This window comes from Bradyrhizobium brasilense (genome assembly GCF_029714345.1).
GTDB classification, from domain to species: domain Bacteria; phylum Pseudomonadota; class Alphaproteobacteria; order Rhizobiales; family Xanthobacteraceae; genus Bradyrhizobium; species Bradyrhizobium australafricanum.
Genome location: NZ_CP121669.1, coordinates 5,050,792 through 5,066,905, shown reverse-complemented (window position 1 = coordinate 5,066,905; position 16,114 = coordinate 5,050,792). Strand labels below are relative to the sequence as shown.

The window sequence follows — 16,114 nt, the reverse complement described above, 5'->3', positions numbered from 1 at the left end:
GCCAATGCCGGTGCCCCATGCGAACCTCGCACGCGCGTTGGGGACGGACTTTGCGCGCAGCTACTTCATCTCGGACGCGATCCTTGCGGGGTTCAACCAGTACGCAAGCATCGCCACCAATCCTTCCTATGCGTCGATCGGCCACGGTTGGCATGCTTGGGTAACACCGCGCCAGGTCAATTTCACCGACCGCATCGTCGGACTCACGTCGTACGGCACGCTGTCTGAACTCACATACGGGCTCGACTACCGTGTCAGCCCGGATCTCGTTGCCGGCTTTGCGTTCAATCCTGAAAGCACCAAAGTCACCTACGACGGACTGAATGCATCGATTTACCAGTCGGGAATCGGCGGCGGACCCTACCTAGGATGGCTCGTCAGCCCGACGACACTGTTTGATGCCTGGCTCGGTTACGCACGGCTTGATCGTGCCTTCGACGTTTTCGGCCATGGTGCCAATATGCCTGTCGACCGCGTGTTTCTATCGGCGAGTCTGACCCAGATTGTCGATACGCCATGGGCGCGCGTCGTGCCCCGGTTCACGTTTTTTCATGCTCATGACGACGTCGGGGGCGTTACAAGCGGCCAGGGATTTCCCATCCCCGGCCAAGCCTACAGCTGGGGCCACGTCGAAGGTTCTGTGGAGGTCAATCGAGATTTCGTGGTCGACCAGCGTTTCCTACTGCAGCCGTTCGTCCAGGCAACGTTGCGATACGACACGCAACAGCTTGTCGATACCGTTACCACGATCGACGGCACCGACATTGGGCTCACGCGCTGGCATGGACAGCTGCGTGGCGGCGTTCGCGCCCAACTTGGATCGCAAGCCGAACTGTGGCTATCGGGCGGCTATTTGTCATTCTTCACACCCGGGATCGATGCCTGGGAGGCGAAAGCGCATTTCCGGATGCGCTTCGACGAGACGAACTCGGCGTTGGCCGCTTATATGCCGGTCAAGGCGCCGCCGCCAGTCGCCCAGTTCAGCTGGACTGGCTGCAGTGTCGGCGTGAATGCGGGGTATGGTTCAGCCAAGGCGCAATTCTCTTCCGATCCAAATGGCGCCATCATCGATTTCGCGCAACGTAACGGCGTCCTTCCCGAAATCGCCGCTCAGCAGGCGGGCTCGATCAGTACCCGGAACGCGGGCGGGCTGACTGCCGGCGGCGGCCTTTCCTGCAACGTGCAGTATGACAAGACGGTCATCGGACTAGAGACCGACATCAACTACACAGATCTGCAATCGTCCCAGCTGCGCGGGCCGTTTCCGCTGGCGGCCGGCGTATCAACCACCTGGGAAAACAGTTTTCGCTCGAATTACCTCGGCACGGTCCGTGGGCGTCTGGGATTCCTGGCCAATCAATCGAACATGCTATACGTGACCGCGGGCCTCGCCTATGCGGATTATGCATTTTCGACGGCAACAGATTTTCCCGGCTTCAGTGGCTTTCGATTTGCGGGCTCCGACTCCCGTGTGAAGCCGGGCTGGACGGCGGGCGTCGGCTGGGAGGCCGTCGTGAGCGGCCCTTGGAGCGCGAAGTTCGAATATCTCTATGTCGATCTCGGCGATCGGACGGCCCCGGCACCGCAGAACATTGGTGGGCTCAGCGCGTACGCTTGGGACCACTCGGCGAAATTGACTGAAAACATTGTTCGCGTAGGGTTGAGCTATAAGTTGACTGGTCCGCCAAGCAGCGGCAGCAGCTGGTTCTCGCGATAAGGCTGGGTGATGCCAAAGCTCATTGCCTATACGATGGACGGCCATGCAGTTCACATCCGGCCTGCATCGCCCGAGCGCGATTGGATGGATGCTTCCGACCAGCGCTATGCGTACCGCTGCCTGCCACTCAACATTGCAAACGCCCATGGCTGGGAACTGCTCTGTCCGTCAGGCTTCTCGGCTCGTTGGGACGGGCTCAATCATAAGGAGACCATTCGGGTCAAGGCTGATCTCGGCACCGACGCGCCGGCTGTGAGCCACTTCGGACATGGTGTATTGACCTTCCACGTCCCGTGCCTGTTCCGCACCGATCCTGGTTTCGACCTTTTTGTCACCGGACCCATCAACAGGCCGAAAGACGCCATTGCGCCGTTGAGCGGGGTCATCGAGACGGATTGGTCACCGTACACCTTCACGATGAACTGGCGATTCACGCGTTCAAACACAAAGATACGATTTGAGCGGGGGGAGCCCTATTGCCATCTTTTTCCGATTGAGCGTGGCAGTCTTGAGCGGATCGAGCCGGAGACGTTGCCATTATCGAAAGCGCCCGACATCGAGCGCGAGCACAGACTGTGGTCCGAAGGCCGCAACGCCTTCAATACCGACTTGCAGGACCCGGGATCGGGGGCAACGCAGCAGCGGTGGCAAAAGACCTATTTTCGGGGCCTCAATCCCTCGGGCGAGGAAACGCATGCGGATCACCGGAGCCGGCTTCGCTTGAAGGATTTCGTGTCAAAGGATTAGTCCGGCCGACGGGCCGAATTTGTGCGGACAGCGCACGGCCCCACATCGCCCCGCAGCGCAATCGCTACGCGCCGTTGATGATGCGCACGACTTCTTAATGTTTGGACTCTCCTGACTTGTTCGACTCCGATTCGTTCTTGGCGAACAAATTGGAGTCAGATGCAGAACGTCGCTGTGGTGCGCGATGCGTTTCTCTGCTCCACTCGGCGCGCATAGGAGAGCGGATTGATGGCCAAGAAGGCAGGCAACAAGTCCAGCAAGAAAGCGAACAGGCCCGCGTCGCGGCGCACGGTGCTCGTGATCGACGTCGGCGGCACGCATGTGAAGGTCATGACCGACAAGGAGCGCATCAAGCGCGAATTCGAGTCAGGTCCAACTCTGTCCGCGACCGAGATGGTGCGGCAGGTCAAGCTGCTCACCAAGGACTGGTCCTATGATGTGATCTCGGTCGGTTATCCGGGACCCGTCGTTCACAACCGTCCGCTGACCGAGCCGCACAATCTCGGCCGCGGCTGGGCCGGCTTCGATTTTCACCGGGCGTTCGGCCGCCCGACCAGGGTCGTCAACGATGCGCTGATGCAGGCGATCGGCAGCTATCAGGGCGGGCGGATGCTGTTTCTCGGCCTCGGCACCGGCCTCGGCTCCGCGATGATCGTGGACGGCGTTTACGAGCCGATGGAACTCGGTCATTTGCCGTACCGCAAGGGCGCGACGTTCGAGGATTATGTCGGCGCCGCGGGTCTCGAGCGGCGCGGCCGGAAGAAATGGCGCAAGAGCGTCGACGACGTCATCGCGCGGCTGTCCGCCGCGCTGGAGCCCGAGTACATCGTGCTCGGCGGCGGCAATGCCGACAAGGTCGACAACCCGCCGCCCAAGGTGAGGTTCGGCGACAACGCCAACGCATTCGAGGGCGGATTTCGAATGTGGAGGAAGAGAGCGCGCAAGGCGAACGGCGCGCGTCGATGAAACCGGAACCGCCACCAAATCGCCGCAACTGCCGAAGTTTCGCGCTGCTTCGCACTCCTGTTGTCGGAACTGATGGGTGCGCCGCTCGTTTTATGCGGCATAACATCCTGTTCCATGAGGAGTGAGCCATGCGAAGTTTCATTATTCCCGCGATCGCGGCCCTGGCGATCGGCGCAACGACGCCGGCGATGGCCTACGATTCCGGTAGCCAGATCTCGATGGAGGCCGCGCTCGATGTCGCGACCGGTCTCGGCATCGTGACGGTGTCCAATACCCAGTTCCTCGGCGACGAGTGGGAGGTCGAGGGGCGTGACCGCCTCGGCCGCTGGATGCAGGTCGATGTGGACGCGCGGACCGGCGAGGTGCGCAACGTGGATCGCGGCTGGTAGCCCGCGACTTCACCACTGCGTGAAAATTCGGAACGGCCGGCGGAGCAGGGCGCACGCCGGCCGTTCGTTATCCAGAACTGTCTGATGCCGTGCTTTGGCTGAATGGCATAAAGCTGGGGTATGCTGGTCCCATCATTCCGGGAATCGCCGCCAGCGCGGCGGCCCGTGAACAGGAGACCGGCCATGACAAAACCGTTTCCGTCCAAAACCCATATCGGCAATCACCTGCTGCATCCGGAAACCCAGATGCTGAACTACGGCTACGATCCGCAGCTGTCGGAGGGCGCCGTCAAGCCGCCCGTGTTCCTGACCTCGACCTTCGTGTTCCGCACCGCCGAGGACGGCAAGGACTTCTTCGACTTTGTCGCGGGCCGGCGCGAGCCTCCGGAAGGCATGGGGGCGGGGTTGGTCTATTCGCGCTTCAACCATCCGAACAGCGAGATCGTCGAGGACAGGCTTGCGATCTATGAGCGCACCGAGAGCTGCGCGCTGTTCTCCTCCGGCATGTCGGCGATCTCGACCACGGTGCTGGCCTTCGCGCGGCCCGGCGACGTGATCCTGCATTCGCAGCCGCTCTATGGCGGCACCGAGACGCTGTTCACCAGGACACTGGCGGGCTTCTCGATTCACGCCGTGGGCTTCGCCGACGGCCTCGACGAGAGTGTCATCCGCGCCGCTGCCGACGAGGCGATGAAGAAGGGCCGTGTCGCGATGATCTTCATCGAGACGCCGGCCAATCCGACCAACGGCCTGGTCGATATCGCGCTGACGCGGCGCATCGCCGACGCGATCGGCAAGGCACAGGGCCATACGCCGATCATCGCTTGCGACAACACGCTGCTCGGGCCGGTGTTTCAGCGGCCGATCGAGCACGGCGCCGATCTCTCGCTGTATTCGCTGACGAAATATGTCGGCGGCCATTCCGACCTGATCGCGGGTGCGGCGCTCGGCTCGAAGAAGCTGATGAAGGACGTCAAGGCGCTGCGCGGCGCGATCGGTACCCAGCTCGATCCGCATTCCTGCTGGATGATCAGCCGTTCGCTGGAAACGCTCAGCCTGCGCATGGAAAAGGCCGACCGCAACGCGCGGATCGTCGCCGATTATCTGCGCGACCATCCCAAGGTGGCGCAGGTGCATTATCTCGGCCATCACGATCCTGCGTCGCCTGCGGGGCGCGTGTTCGCGAGCCAAAGCAGCGGCGCCGGTTCGACCTTCTCGTTCGACATCGTCGGCGGGCAGCAGGCGGCGGAGAAATTCCTCAACTCGCTGCAGATCTTCAAGCTCGCAGTCAGCCTCGGCGGCACCGAGTCGCTCGCGAGCCTGCCGGCTACCATGACGCATTCCGGCGTGCCGGCCGACATACGCAAACGGATCGGCGTGCTGGATTCGACGATCCGGCTCTCGATCGGGATCGAGCATCCATCCGACCTGGTGGCAGACATCGCGCAGGCGTTGAGCAGGGTGTGAGCCAGTCAAAAGCGTGTAGGATGGGTCGAGCCAGCGGGGCCGCGCGTCGCGCGGCCCGATGATAAACTAAGCGAAACCCGTCCTACGGGCTACCAAACCTCCGGAGAGAGTGCATGCTGGCAATCACGGCGATCATCCGCGCGAAGAAGGGTCATGAGGCGGCGATGCGTCAGGCATTGCTCGATGTCGTCGAGCATGTCCGCGCCAACGAGCCGTCCACCGTCGGCTACTACGTCTCGCAGGATGTCGACAGTCCGCGGATATTTTCGACGTATGAGCGATACCTGGATCAGGCGGCCATGGACCGGCACAACAATTCGCCGGCTGTGGCGCGCTTCTTTGAGGTCGCGAAGCCGATCCTCGACGGCGAGGTGATAGTGGTCTTGGCGAACGAGATTGCGAGCAAGCGGGAGTAGGGCTCGCCGCCTGGTCACAAATAACAGCCTGCTCCGGAAGGGCTCCGCCGCAGCGCATTCATTCTCCGATTTGAGTGGCGCGGAGCATTGCAGACCGGCGCGGTCGGCAATTTCAGGACAAACCCATCGCGGCGGAACTGCGCTTGAAGCGAGCGTACGCCCGGACAACGTTGACGCGGAGGCGGCGCGCCGTTATTGGCGGCGCGGAAAATTCCGACGCAACGACACGGGATGGTCTCGATGCAAGTGACTTTGATGAAGGGCAAGATTCATCGCGCGCACGTCACCGAAGCGGACTTGCATTACGAGGGATCGATTTCGATCGACCGCAATTTGATCGAGGCCGCCGGTTTCCTCATCAATGAACGCGTCGACATCTATAACATCGACACCGGTGCGCGCTTCTCGACCTACGTGATCGAGGCGCCGGCGGGATCGGGCACCATCGGCCTCAACGGCGCGGCCGCACGGCTCGCCATGGCCGGCGACAAGGTCATCATCGTCGCCTATGCCAGCTTCGACGCCGACGAGGCGCGCAAATTTCATCCGCGGGTCGTGCTGGTCGACGACAAGAACCGGCACATCGCGAAGGCTGCCGCCTCACCGGCGAAAGCATTGGCGGATGCGTAAGCTGGGCTACGCTAGGCCTTCTTGACGAACTCCGATTTCAGATTCATCGCGCCGATGCCGTCGATCTTGCAGGCGATGTTGTGTCCGTCGCTGCCCTCGGTGAGGCGGATGTTCCTGACCTTGGTGCCGCCCTTGACCACCGACGACGAGCCCTTGACCTTGAGGTCCTTGATCACGATGACGCTGTCGCCGTCCGTCAGCGGGTTGCCATGCGCATCGCGCACGCCCGCTTGCTGCGCGCTCTCGGCAGCCGCGGCCGCATCGCTGCTCCACTCATGGGCACATTCCGGGCAAACCCAGAGAGCGCCGTCCTGATAGGCATGCTCGGAATTGCATTTCGGGCAGTTCATTGTGGCGTCCATGGTCGAGATCGTCTCCGTCGTTGCGGGCGCACCGTAGAGGCACAGGCAGCCAAAGCAAGCAAAAACCCGGCGATTTGATGCGCAAAGCGGCGCAAAGGTGGCGAGCCACTCGTCCACCCGCGGATGCCGGTGGAACGGTCTGCGCCTCTATCCGTTGCCGTCCGTCGCTCGGCATTGCGCCCCTGTGCTGCAGGGAACGGTTCACTGATCGTCGCGTCCGGGCCGGCAATTCATCCAGGAGCAATCGGCTGATCCCAAACATGGACGCGGAAGATGAATCAGAGAAATCCGGCCTTCGTCTGCCTTCGCACGTCGCTCGTCACCGCCGCCTTCACGTCGGCGTTGCTGGTGGGCGCTAGTCTTGTGAGCGCAAGTCTTGCCCACGCAGAGCCGGTGAATTCGCGCGCGGAACATGGCAATGGTGGTCCCGGCGAGTTCGCCGACCTTGCGGAGAAGGTCGGGTCGGCCGTGATTGGCGTCAACGCCAAGGTGGCGGCGGCGGCGGATGACGACGACTCGTCTCCCGGCGACTCACCAGGCGGTTCTCTCGGGCCGGACGGCTCGCCCGATCAGGACACGCCGGGGAGGGCCGTTCCGAATCCCGGCAGGCGCGGACCGGGCAATCTGCCGAAGTTGGGTGAGATGACCTCGATCGGTTCGGGCTTCTTCATCTCGGCGGACGGCTATGCGGTGACGAACAATCACGTCCTCGGCGGCAGCGACCGCGCCGATGTCCGCACCAGCGACAACAAGGTCTACAAGGCGAAGGTGCTGGGCAAGGATCCGGTCAGCGACCTGGCCCTGCTCAAGGTCGATGGGCGGACCGACTTCAGTTATGTCAAGCTCGCGGATCAAGCGCCGCGCACCGGCGATTGGGTGCTCGCGGCCGGCAATTCATTCGGTCTCGGAAACACCGTCACCGCGGGAATCGTCTCGGCGCGTGCGCGCGATCTGGAGACCGGGTCTTCGGAAGATTTCGTCCAGATCGACGCGCGGATCAACCGCGGCGATTCCGGTGGCCCGAGCTTCAACACGCATGGCGAGGTGATCGGCGTGAACAGCCTGATCTTCTCGCCCTCCGGCGGCTCGGTCGGCGTCGCGTTTGCGATACCCGCCGATACCGTGAAGACGGTGATCCCGCAGCTGAGGGACAAGGGCTCGGTCACGCGCGGCTGGATGGGCGCCCAGATTCAATCGATCACCCCCGGCATTGCCGAAAGCCTCGGTGCGAACAACCTGCACGGCGCGGTCGTGGTCGGCGTGCAGACCGGCGGGCCGGCCGCGAAGGCCGGATTGAGGCGGGGCGACGTGATCACCTCGGTCAATGACGAGCCGATCAAGAGCGCCAACGAGCTGACCAAGAAGGTCTATGCGGGAGCGCCGGGCAGTTCGGTCAAGCTTTCGATGCTGCGAGACAATGCGCCGAATTCGCTGAGCGTGACGCTGGGCCAACTCGCACAGTCGCAGGCGCCCGCCGGCGCGCCGAAGTGATCCCACCCATCCTGCAGGCTACGTCTGCGGCGCGATCCCGCCGGCCTGGGCGATCAGCTCGAACGATCGCAGCCGCTTCTGGTGATCATAGACGTCGGAGACGATCATCAGCTCGTCGGCGCCGGTCTCGACGACCAGCGCGTCGATACCGGCGCGCACCGTCGCGGGCGAGCCGATGATGGAGCGCGCGAGCATCCGCATCGCCTGCACCTTCTCGGCCGACGACCAGTAGCTCTCGATGTCGTCGATCGGTGGCTGGCTGAGGCCGCGCGCGCCGCGGAAGATGTTGGTGAACGACATCTGCTGCGTGGTCGCCAGCCGCCGCGCCTCCTCGTCGGTGTCGGCGGCGATGATGTTGACGCCGACCATGGTGTAGGGACGGTCGAGCTGCTCCGACGGCTTGAAGCGGGCGCGATAGATCTGCAGCGCCTGGCTCAGCAGTTCGGGGGCAAAGTGCGAGGCGAAGGCGTAGGGCAGGCCGAGCTCGCCGGCCAGCATCGCGCCGAAATTGCTCGAGCCGAGAATCCACAGCGGCACGTCGGTGCCCGCGGCCGGCACCGCCTGGATGCGCTGGTTGGGACCGGCGGCGGCGAGGAAGGCCTGCACCTCGAGCACGTCCTGCGGAAAGTTCTCGGCGGATTCCGGCGTGCGGCGCAGCGCGCGCAGTGTGAGCTGGTCCGTACCCGGCGCGCGGCCGAGGCCGAGGTCGATACGATCCGGAAACAGCCGCGCCAGCGTGCCGAACTGCTCGGCGATGACATAGGGCGCGTGGTTGGGCAGCATGATGCCGCCGGCGCCGACCCGGATGGTCTTGGTTCCCGCCGCGATGTGCCCGATCACGACCGACGTCGCGGCGCTCGCGATGCCCGCCATGTTGTGATGCTCCGCCACCCAGATGCGGCGATAGCCGAGCGCCTCCGCATGCGCGGCGACATCGCGCGCGTTGTAGAGCGCGCCGCGCGCGTCGGTTTCCTCGGTGACGCGGACGAGATCGAGAATGGAGAGAGCGGCCACGGCGACTCCGGAGCGTTAGGGACGGGGAGCCGATGGTATTTGGCTGTGTCCAGGTGGATGCGAAACGGCGGGCAACAGCCGGTTCATGCAGATGCATATGGATGCGGTCGCCATGCCGGTCAATCCGCCTGATGCGATCGACGAAGCAGGGCTGCCCATCCAAAATATCGAAAACAACCCCATGCAAAGGAGCAGGTTGCAGCCGGCACTCGGAAGTACGACTTGACGCGTCGGGCAAATCGGTGGCATTTTTCCATTATTCCGAAATTGCGAAGACGCCCGCCGCCACGCGAAAGTGTGGGTCAATCTGCCGAACCCGACAGTGCAGGGCAGCGTAGGATGGGTAGAGCTAACGGGTCCGCGCAACGCGCGGCCCGATGATAAACTCCGCGAAACCCATCATCTCGCCACTCGGCTGCAGCCTGATGGGTTTCGCTTCGCTCTACCCATCCTACAGACCTGATCCGTACGCTCGACCGCCATCGGAGACGCGTCGCGTCAGGCCCCAGACGATCGCGGCTGTGGCTGAAGTCGCGAGCAGATGCTTCAAGGTGTGTCCGCTGATGAACTGAAGCGTGTCTGCGATCTGATGGTCGAGCACCTCGGCGATCTTGGCCAGCACGTACAGCATCATCGCGGCGGCGAACGCGATGCGGTCGGCGCGCGGCGCACGATAGATCGACTGCCAGAGCGGGATGAGGATGAGCGGGAGGACCTGCAGCAGCAGATACGGCCGCAGGTCGCCCGCGCCATGCCGATCGGTATAAACCCACCACGCGACGCTGGCGGCGGCGTAAAGCCCGAGAACGATCGCCTCGACGTTCGTTTTCGATCCCGCCTGGGTGTCGCCGCGGACGCCGACCAGCAGGCCCGCGCCGGCAAGCGCAATCGGCAGCATGTCCCAGGTCAGCCGGCCATTGCCGGGAGCGAGGTGAAAGAAGGCGGACCCGAACGCGGTCAGGAACAGTCCGATCAGGAACAGGCGATAGCCGGGCCAGCCGGCGCGCAGCCGATCGCTGTTGCGGTGAGGGCGCAGCGCCAGCCAGCCCCAGATCGCGACCAGGGCGAAGCCGATGTTCGACAAGACATCGCCTGCGTGGGGAATGCCTGACAGGGCCGAGTGGTCGGCGAAATCGTTGTAGTGGGCCGGCTGCGCGATGCGCCCGTGCGCCGCGAATGCTGCGATGATGCCGATCGTGATGATCGTCGGGGCGACTTTCATCCACGGTTTCACCGGCCGGTCGGACCCGGTCATTCCGTCGATCCGGAAGGTCGTTTGCATCGTCGGCTCCGACAAAAATGAACAATGTTCAATATCTGGTATAAAAATGAGCGACGTTCAAGTTCATTTTTCGGGAGGGGCCGATCATGCTGATGGGGAAGGTGTCAGGAGACCTCCGCCGAGGCGTCAACGCGGTCTCCGGCTTGCGCTCCACAGCAACGCGCTGCCCGTAGCCCGCATGAGCGAAGCGATATGCGGGGGCCGGTGGTGTGTTCTTGCGAGGCGGATCCCGGATGTCGTGGAGCTTGTCATCGGGCGCGGGTTCGCGCGACCCGTTGGCTCATCCGGGCCACCGGGCAAAAGCGCAAGGCGTTTCGGCGACGCGCAACTTGCCGAAAATGTGCTGAAGATGCGGCTTACGCGCGCGGCCGATCCACCCTACGTTCGCTGGGCGCCGACCCGCACAGTCTTCACCGATCCGATCCGGAGCGAGACCTATTCCCCAACTCATCTTCGGCCTGACCAGTCTATTGATCCTGGCCCGCTTCATCTGGCCGCTCGACTGGCCGCTGCCGGCAAAGGTCGTCGCCGCGTTGCTGGTGCTGGTCGCCTTGCAGTTTCACCGCTGGAACAGGCTGTCGTCGGGATCGGAATTCTCGCCGGAGTTTCCGCGTCCGGTGGTAGTCCTGTTCAACTGGGCGTTCGGCGCGATCATGCTGCTGGCGCTGCTGCAACTGGCGCTCGATGCCGGGCTGCTGGTGGCCGCGCTGATCCACGGCGGCTTCGTCGGCGCGCCTGATGGCGTCCGCTACGCACTTGCTGCGGTGGCGGCCGCAGCCGCCGCGATCGGCGTGCATCAGGCGATGCGCATTCCGCCGCTCAGGGACGTCGAGGTCGGGATCCGCGGACTTCCGCTCCAGTTCGACGGCTACACCATCCTGCAACTGACCGATCTTCACATCAGCCGGCTGTTTCCCGCGCCATGGGCGCGTGCCGTGGTCGAGCGATCGAACAAGCTCGGCGCCGACCTGATCGCGATCACCGGCGATCTGATCGACGGCACCATTGATGCGCGGCGGGGCGACATCGCGCCGTTGCGCGACCTGATGGCGGCCGATGGCGTCTACGTGATCTCGGGCAATCACGAATATATCTTCGGCTATGACGGCTGGATGGCGCACTACGAAGCGCTCGGCCTGCGCTCGCTCGAGAACCGGCACATCGTGCTCGAACGCGGCGGCGGCCGCCTGGTGATCGCAGGGATTACCGACCGCGCGTCGCGCCACCGGGGGCATTCCATCCGCGACCTTGCCGCGGTTCTCGACGGCGCCCCCAAGGGCGCGCCCATCGTCCTGCTCGACCACCAGCCGAGCGACGCACGAAAGGCAGCCCGGCTCGGCGTCGCCCTGCAACTCTCCGGACACACCCATGGCGGATTGATCCTGGGGATCGACCGCCTCGCGGCGCGCGCCAACGCCGGCTTCGTCTCGGGCCGCTACGACGTCGACGGGATGACGCTCTACGTCAACAACGGCACCGCGCTCTGGCCGGGCTTTGCCTTGCGGCTCGGCCGCCCGTCGGAATTGACGCGGATCACGTTGCGTGTGGCTGACGATACCTGAGTGATTTGCTTCGCGTGCGATGATGCAAACGCATCGCCGTCAAACAATACCTCAGGTATGAACGCGTCGCGGTAGTAGTAGCCCGCATGAGCGAAGCGATATGCGGGGCCGATCGTGCGTCTGGTGACGTTTGGTCCCGGATATCGCTTCGCTCATCCGGGCTACGCTTGCTGGCTTTTGTTTCGGGCACTCCTGTGCGACGATGGTTGTCCGAAGATCCGGGTGGAGTGATTTGGACGTGGTCATGCTGTCGCGAAGGCTTGTCATCGTTGCAGCTACGCTCGTGCTCGGAACTTGGTCGGTGCGCGCGCAGCAAAGCACCGAGTATGATACGTGCATGGACAAGGCCGAAGGGGCGTCAACGAAGATGCTGGCGTGCGGCAAGGCCGCAATCGAGAAGTGGGACATCAGGCTCAACACCGCTTATCGAGCGCTTCTCGCAAGGTCGCAGGGCGAAGCGCACGCGCAATTGCAGACCGAGCAGCGGGCCTGGCTGAAGCATCATCTGGGTGAAACCCATCGCCTCGCCGCGGACCCCAACAACGGGTCCGTCGCGTTCCTCGACTCCCAGGCATTCGAATTGAAGGACATCGCCGACCGCACGCTGCTTCTTGAAAAGCGTGCCAGCCAGTAGCCCGCATGAGCGAAGCGAGATGCGGGACTGATCTTGCGTCCCGGATATCGCAGAGCCTGTCATCGGGCGCGCGTTCGCGCGACGCGTTGGCTCATCCGGGCTATGCTTGCTGAGGTTTGCCATCCCCGCTGAACCCGTCGAAATGCCCCTCCGCTGACCTTTGATGCTCAGCGACATGCCGTTGTGACCTGCTATTATGGCAGCTCACCTCAGTGATTCAGCAACGGTCGCTCGCAACTTTACGAGGAACAATGTCCCAGTCTTTCAAGGTCGGCGATCTCGTCAGGAAGCGTGCCGGTTATGAGTATCCTGGCATCATCGTTTCAGTTTTCACGACGCGCGCCGGTGCTGTGCGTTACGTCGTGGAGGCCGATCATCCCGGATTTGCGGGGATGCTCCATATTTTCAATGGCGAGCAACTGGAGCCGAGAACCTAAGTTTGCAGATCAAACGTACCGTCGGCGTCCGGTTCGAATGGTTGGACGGCAGCAACGGCACTTGCGTTGAGAGGACCATAGATATGCGGGTACAGTTTGCCGTTACCCGCGTCTTCGTACCGTATGGGCGGGATCACGCGAGCCGGATCGATGACGAGCAAGATCAGGCCTCGTTGACCCCGGAACAGGTAATTCGCGACTTCAACGAGTTGCTCGGGCGTCGAGCAATGAATGAACCCCTCGCTGTCGAACGAAGCAGAGCGGTATTCGCCGTTGCTCGCTGCTGCCCACGCGGCAGGCGAACAGATGTGATAAATCACTGAAGGCTGCAAGTTCATCTCCATAGTCGCCTTATGATGTCGAGGGCGCGGCGTGCTTGTCGGGATTGACAACAGGTCGATCGCGGCCAATGATGGTGTCGGGTTGATACACCCGCTGCTTGCGCCCTTTGTGGATAGTGAACGTATCAAAGTCCGCCACACCCTCGCTATTGGCGAGCGGGTCGGCAAGGCAAGCACCGATCTCCTCCGTTCGCCGATAGGGGTGTACCCATGCGCGATTTTCGCGATGCGAAGGCTATGGCGCGGTCGCTGCGCAACGCCTTGAATGCCAGAGCGATCCAAACCACTCACAGCGAATCCCTGGAGCTGATCGCGAAGGCGTTCGGCTGCGAGACCTGGAATATCCTGTCTGCCAGGATCGATGCCGCCGGCGCTCAGAAGCCGGCTGTCCAGGGCGGTCTGCTGTACTGCTCATTCTGCGGCAAGAACCAGCACGACGTGAGCAAATTGGTGGCGGGTCCTGCCGTCTTCATCTGCGACGAATGCATCGACCTGTGCACCGATATCGTCGACGAGAATCTAAACCAGCTGATTGCAGAAAACGAGGAGGGCGCGCGCGCCTTGTCGACCGATCGATTGCTGCACTATGTCGAGCTCGCGCGCAAGATCGTGGAGCGCCATCGTTCGATGCTGCAACGCATTGACCGGATGATCGCGCTTCGATCGCATCCATCGCCGACGGACGAGGAGGTGCCGCAGTCGGCCGTCTTCGCTCAGCTCAAGGCCAAGACCTCAGATGAATTGCTTGCCATGAAGAAAATCTCGCAAGATCAAATCGGCCGCTATGAGCGGGTTCAACGGACGGCGACGCCGATCATCGAGGAGCGGGCGCAATAGCGAGTAGGGCGGATTAGCGAAGCGTACTGCCGATCGGATCGCAAAGAAGGACGAGTTCACCTTCGAGCAATCCCTGGTTGCATGCTACCTAGCTTCGATAACTGGCAACACCGCTCGAATTGCAGCTGAGACGTCGGGGGCGGTATTGTTTCGCAATGCTCGCACGATCCACTGTTCGAACGATGCTCTCGACGTATCCTTCGCCTTACAGGCGATACTCAGTATTCCCTTGTTATCATACCATTTGAGCAATTCGGGCGCGTTCTTTTCTGCAATGGATTTTTGAAGGCTATCCGAGGCCAGCCTCGCCAACGCTGTCACGTCTAGGGCGTCTGTTTTCACCTTGTAATCTTCTGCAAGTGTTGCCACGTCGGAAGCGTCGCTGAGGTCGACTTTTTTTAAAGTGCGATCGATCCTTCGCCGGCAGTATCGCATCACAATTGGCGCCTGATTCTTGGGGTCCGCTGCATGCGCGAACAATTCGTCCAGGACACGGGATATCTTGGCCGGCAAGGCGAGCTCAGAATAACCCTCGGCCTTTGCTATAGCCACAATGACACTGGGCAGAAGAAAGAGATTTTCTATCTCCGAAACGGGCAAGACTGCGATACCCTTGTTTTTCAATAGCTCAATCTCCAACGAGTCATAGGCGTCGGAGTCGACTATGCCGCCACACGTGACGCGCGTTAGAGCGGCGTTGGCCCGCATGGTTGCTACTGCGTGAATAACTTCTTCGCATGAGCCGCGAGGAATGATGGTCCATTCGGGATAACAGGCTCGGTAGATAGCTTGATCAAGGCTGCCTCCCTGTCCTTCCACAAAGAGTACGGGCTTTCGGCTGCCTAGGATAAGCGTTGCGATGTCTTCGCTGAACCCGGTGTCGTCAGGCACCGGCTCAATTGTCCAGCGATTCGTTGGACTGTAGTCGCGCAAGGCGAACTTCTGACCTTCGCGCGATGCTACAAATTCGAGATCGTGCGATATGAAAATCATCGCACAGTCAGGACGCGCCGCCTCGAGTTCATCCCAGAGGCGCGACATTATCGAGCGATGGATATGTAGCTCGGGTTCATCGAAGATAAGTACGCTGTTGGCCGCGGCGGCAAGTGTTTGTCCAATCAGATAGAATACCGCGCGCTCGCCGTCACTCATTTCCGCGGCGGGATATTTCGGGCCGCCACCAGTTAACGACGCTTCGATATTGTCGCCTGTGATATCTAGTTTCCGATTTGGAAGGATACGATCCCAAATCTCAAGAAGTTGCTCGAACTTAGTGGGCGATGCAGGGACATGAGCGCCTGCGCGGGCGTTCTTGTGCGTTTGAAGCGAGACGTTTGCCTGATCAGCGAAGAGGGCTTGGACTAGGAAGTCGTAGTCGTTCAATAGGAAGATCGCTGCGTTGTTGTTCCAGCGATTGCCAGTCCGGTAATCGAAAGTGCGAGAGCCCTCGTGAATAATTCCGGTCCGAAGCCCCCTAATGGCCACCTGTTCGCTAAGTTTGGGCACCAAGGGATTTAGATTGAGGGCTCGGTGAGCAGAGATGCGATGCGCTTGTTCCCCCAGTTCGTTTTCAATTTTCACGGCAAGCCTGGTCTTGCCGCCGCCGTTCGCGCCGACGAACAGAATTGATGCTCCAGAGCCGATCTGAAAATTCATGTCGCCAGTCGGGGTGGGAATTGAAAAACTGAACGTCATAGCTACCCAATATTGTTGCTGAGGTCGGACTGCAATCATCGCGATAAATTTGCTCAACCTATAGTATAGCGTAGCTTCAAACCGCAAGAAAAAGGGCCGCTTTCTGAGCGGCCCTTTTGTTTAGCGA

At 61.9% G+C, this 16,114-nt stretch carries 17 protein-coding genes; 12 read left to right on the top strand and 5 right to left on the bottom strand.

Features of this window, described 5'->3' with window-relative positions; all coding sequences use genetic code 11:
* Positions 1 to 4 precede the first annotated feature (4 nt).
* The 7 genes from QA635_RS23820 to panD all read left to right on the top strand — a co-directional run bounded on the left by QA635_RS23820 (position 5) and on the right by panD (position 6,332).
* A complete protein-coding gene (locus QA635_RS23820) occupies positions 5 to 1,717 on the top strand; it encodes an outer membrane beta-barrel protein (protein ID WP_283061747.1) in 1,713 nt (570 codons plus the stop codon).
* A 9-nt stretch (positions 1,718 to 1,726) separates the two neighbouring features.
* Positions 1,727 to 2,464, top strand: coding sequence for a DUF6065 family protein (locus QA635_RS23815; RefSeq protein ID WP_141342626.1), 738 nt, complete (start codon positions 1,727 to 1,729; stop codon positions 2,462 to 2,464).
* Between the two features lie 228 nt (positions 2,465 to 2,692).
* On the top strand, positions 2,693 to 3,430 hold the full coding sequence (locus QA635_RS23810; protein WP_283061746.1) for an ROK family protein: 738 nt from the start codon (positions 2,693 to 2,695) through the stop codon (positions 3,428 to 3,430).
* 128 nt (positions 3,431 to 3,558) lie between these two features.
* Entirely contained in the window at positions 3,559 to 3,819 is a 261-nt protein-coding gene (locus QA635_RS23805) for a PepSY domain-containing protein (protein WP_283061745.1), read from the top strand.
* A gap of 183 nt (positions 3,820 to 4,002) precedes the next feature.
* Positions 4,003 to 5,286, top strand: coding sequence for a cystathionine gamma-synthase family protein (locus tag QA635_RS23800; RefSeq protein ID WP_209945436.1), 1,284 nt, complete (start codon positions 4,003 to 4,005; stop codon positions 5,284 to 5,286).
* A gap of 113 nt (positions 5,287 to 5,399) precedes the next feature.
* On the top strand, positions 5,400 to 5,702 hold the full coding sequence (locus tag QA635_RS23795) for a putative quinol monooxygenase (RefSeq protein ID WP_057019963.1): 303 nt from the start codon (positions 5,400 to 5,402) through the stop codon (positions 5,700 to 5,702).
* A gap of 240 nt (positions 5,703 to 5,942) precedes the next feature.
* A complete protein-coding gene (panD, locus tag QA635_RS23790; RefSeq protein ID WP_157346549.1) occupies positions 5,943 to 6,332 on the top strand; it encodes an aspartate 1-decarboxylase in 390 nt (129 codons plus the stop codon).
* A gap of 11 nt (positions 6,333 to 6,343) precedes the next feature.
* Here the strand turns inward: panD and QA635_RS23785 are convergent, their stop codons facing one another.
* The gene (locus QA635_RS23785; protein ID WP_283061744.1) at positions 6,344 to 6,694 is read right to left on the bottom strand and encodes a zinc ribbon domain-containing protein YjdM; all 351 of its coding nucleotides are present in this window, start codon (positions 6,692 to 6,694) and stop codon (positions 6,344 to 6,346) included.
* Between the two features lie 273 nt (positions 6,695 to 6,967).
* On the opposite strand from QA635_RS23785, the gene QA635_RS23780 reads away from it, so the two are divergent.
* The gene (locus QA635_RS23780) at positions 6,968 to 8,185 is read left to right on the top strand and encodes a S1C family serine protease (protein ID WP_283061743.1); all 1,218 of its coding nucleotides are present in this window, start codon (positions 6,968 to 6,970) and stop codon (positions 8,183 to 8,185) included.
* Between the two features lie 18 nt (positions 8,186 to 8,203).
* Here the strand turns inward: QA635_RS23780 and QA635_RS23775 are convergent, their stop codons facing one another.
* The gene (locus QA635_RS23775) at positions 8,204 to 9,199 is read right to left on the bottom strand and encodes an LLM class flavin-dependent oxidoreductase (protein WP_283061742.1); all 996 of its coding nucleotides are present in this window, start codon (positions 9,197 to 9,199) and stop codon (positions 8,204 to 8,206) included.
* A 451-nt stretch (positions 9,200 to 9,650) separates the two neighbouring features.
* Positions 9,651 to 10,481, bottom strand: a complete 831-nt coding sequence (locus QA635_RS23770) for a hypothetical protein (protein WP_283061741.1) — start codon at positions 10,479 to 10,481, stop codon at positions 9,651 to 9,653.
* A gap of 437 nt (positions 10,482 to 10,918) precedes the next feature.
* On the opposite strand from QA635_RS23770, the gene QA635_RS23765 reads away from it, so the two are divergent.
* The 3 genes from QA635_RS23765 (at position 10,919) to QA635_RS23755 (ending at position 13,114) form a co-directional block, all read left to right on the top strand.
* Entirely contained in the window at positions 10,919 to 12,043 is a 1,125-nt protein-coding gene (locus QA635_RS23765; protein ID WP_283071781.1) for a metallophosphoesterase, read from the top strand.
* 238 nt (positions 12,044 to 12,281) lie between these two features.
* Positions 12,282 to 12,677 carry a lysozyme inhibitor LprI family protein gene (locus QA635_RS23760; RefSeq protein WP_283071779.1) on the top strand — a complete coding sequence of 132 codons (396 nt, stop codon included), beginning with the start codon at positions 12,282 to 12,284 and terminating at the stop codon, positions 12,675 to 12,677.
* A gap of 251 nt (positions 12,678 to 12,928) precedes the next feature.
* Positions 12,929 to 13,114, top strand: coding sequence for a hypothetical protein (locus tag QA635_RS23755; protein WP_283061740.1), 186 nt, complete (start codon positions 12,929 to 12,931; stop codon positions 13,112 to 13,114).
* On the opposite strand, the gene QA635_RS23750 is transcribed toward QA635_RS23755, so the two are convergent.
* Positions 13,111 to 13,524, bottom strand: coding sequence for a DUF952 domain-containing protein (locus tag QA635_RS23750; protein WP_283061738.1), 414 nt, complete (start codon positions 13,522 to 13,524; stop codon positions 13,111 to 13,113). The two genes, QA635_RS23755 and QA635_RS23750, sit on opposite strands and share 4 nt — an antisense overlap.
* A 141-nt stretch (positions 13,525 to 13,665) precedes the next feature.
* Between QA635_RS23750 and QA635_RS23745 the strand changes: the two genes are divergently transcribed.
* The gene (locus QA635_RS23745; protein ID WP_283061737.1) at positions 13,666 to 14,292 is read left to right on the top strand and encodes a ClpX C4-type zinc finger protein; all 627 of its coding nucleotides are present in this window, start codon (positions 13,666 to 13,668) and stop codon (positions 14,290 to 14,292) included.
* Between the two features lie 84 nt (positions 14,293 to 14,376).
* Here QA635_RS23745 and QA635_RS23740 read toward each other — a convergent pair whose 3' ends face one another.
* A complete protein-coding gene (locus tag QA635_RS23740) occupies positions 14,377 to 16,044 on the bottom strand; it encodes an AAA family ATPase (RefSeq protein WP_283061736.1) in 1,668 nt (555 codons plus the stop codon).
* Between the last annotated feature and the right edge of the window lie 70 nt (positions 16,045 to 16,114).

Coding starts and splice junctions, on each gene's coding strand:
- QA635_RS23820 (WP_283061747.1), top strand. CDS start 5: ATGCCGGTGCCCCATGCGAACCTCGCACGCGCGTTGGGGACGGACTTT.
- QA635_RS23815 (WP_141342626.1), top strand. CDS start 1,727: ATGCCAAAGCTCATTGCCTATACGATGGACGGCCATGCAGTTCACATC.
- QA635_RS23810 (WP_283061746.1), top strand. CDS start 2,693: ATGGCCAAGAAGGCAGGCAACAAGTCCAGCAAGAAAGCGAACAGGCCC.
- QA635_RS23805 (WP_283061745.1), top strand. CDS start 3,559: ATGCGAAGTTTCATTATTCCCGCGATCGCGGCCCTGGCGATCGGCGCA.
- QA635_RS23800 (WP_209945436.1), top strand. CDS start 4,003: ATGACAAAACCGTTTCCGTCCAAAACCCATATCGGCAATCACCTGCTG.
- QA635_RS23795 (WP_057019963.1), top strand. CDS start 5,400: ATGCTGGCAATCACGGCGATCATCCGCGCGAAGAAGGGTCATGAGGCG.
- panD (WP_157346549.1), top strand. CDS start 5,943: ATGCAAGTGACTTTGATGAAGGGCAAGATTCATCGCGCGCACGTCACC.
- QA635_RS23785 (WP_283061744.1), bottom strand. CDS start 6,694: ATGGACGCCACAATGAACTGCCCGAAATGCAATTCCGAGCATGCCTAT.
- QA635_RS23780 (WP_283061743.1), top strand. CDS start 6,968: ATGAATCAGAGAAATCCGGCCTTCGTCTGCCTTCGCACGTCGCTCGTC.
- QA635_RS23770 (WP_283061741.1), bottom strand. CDS start 10,481: ATGCAAACGACCTTCCGGATCGACGGAATGACCGGGTCCGACCGGCCG.
- QA635_RS23755 (WP_283061740.1), top strand. CDS start 12,929: ATGTCCCAGTCTTTCAAGGTCGGCGATCTCGTCAGGAAGCGTGCCGGT.
- QA635_RS23745 (WP_283061737.1), top strand. CDS start 13,666: ATGCGCGATTTTCGCGATGCGAAGGCTATGGCGCGGTCGCTGCGCAAC.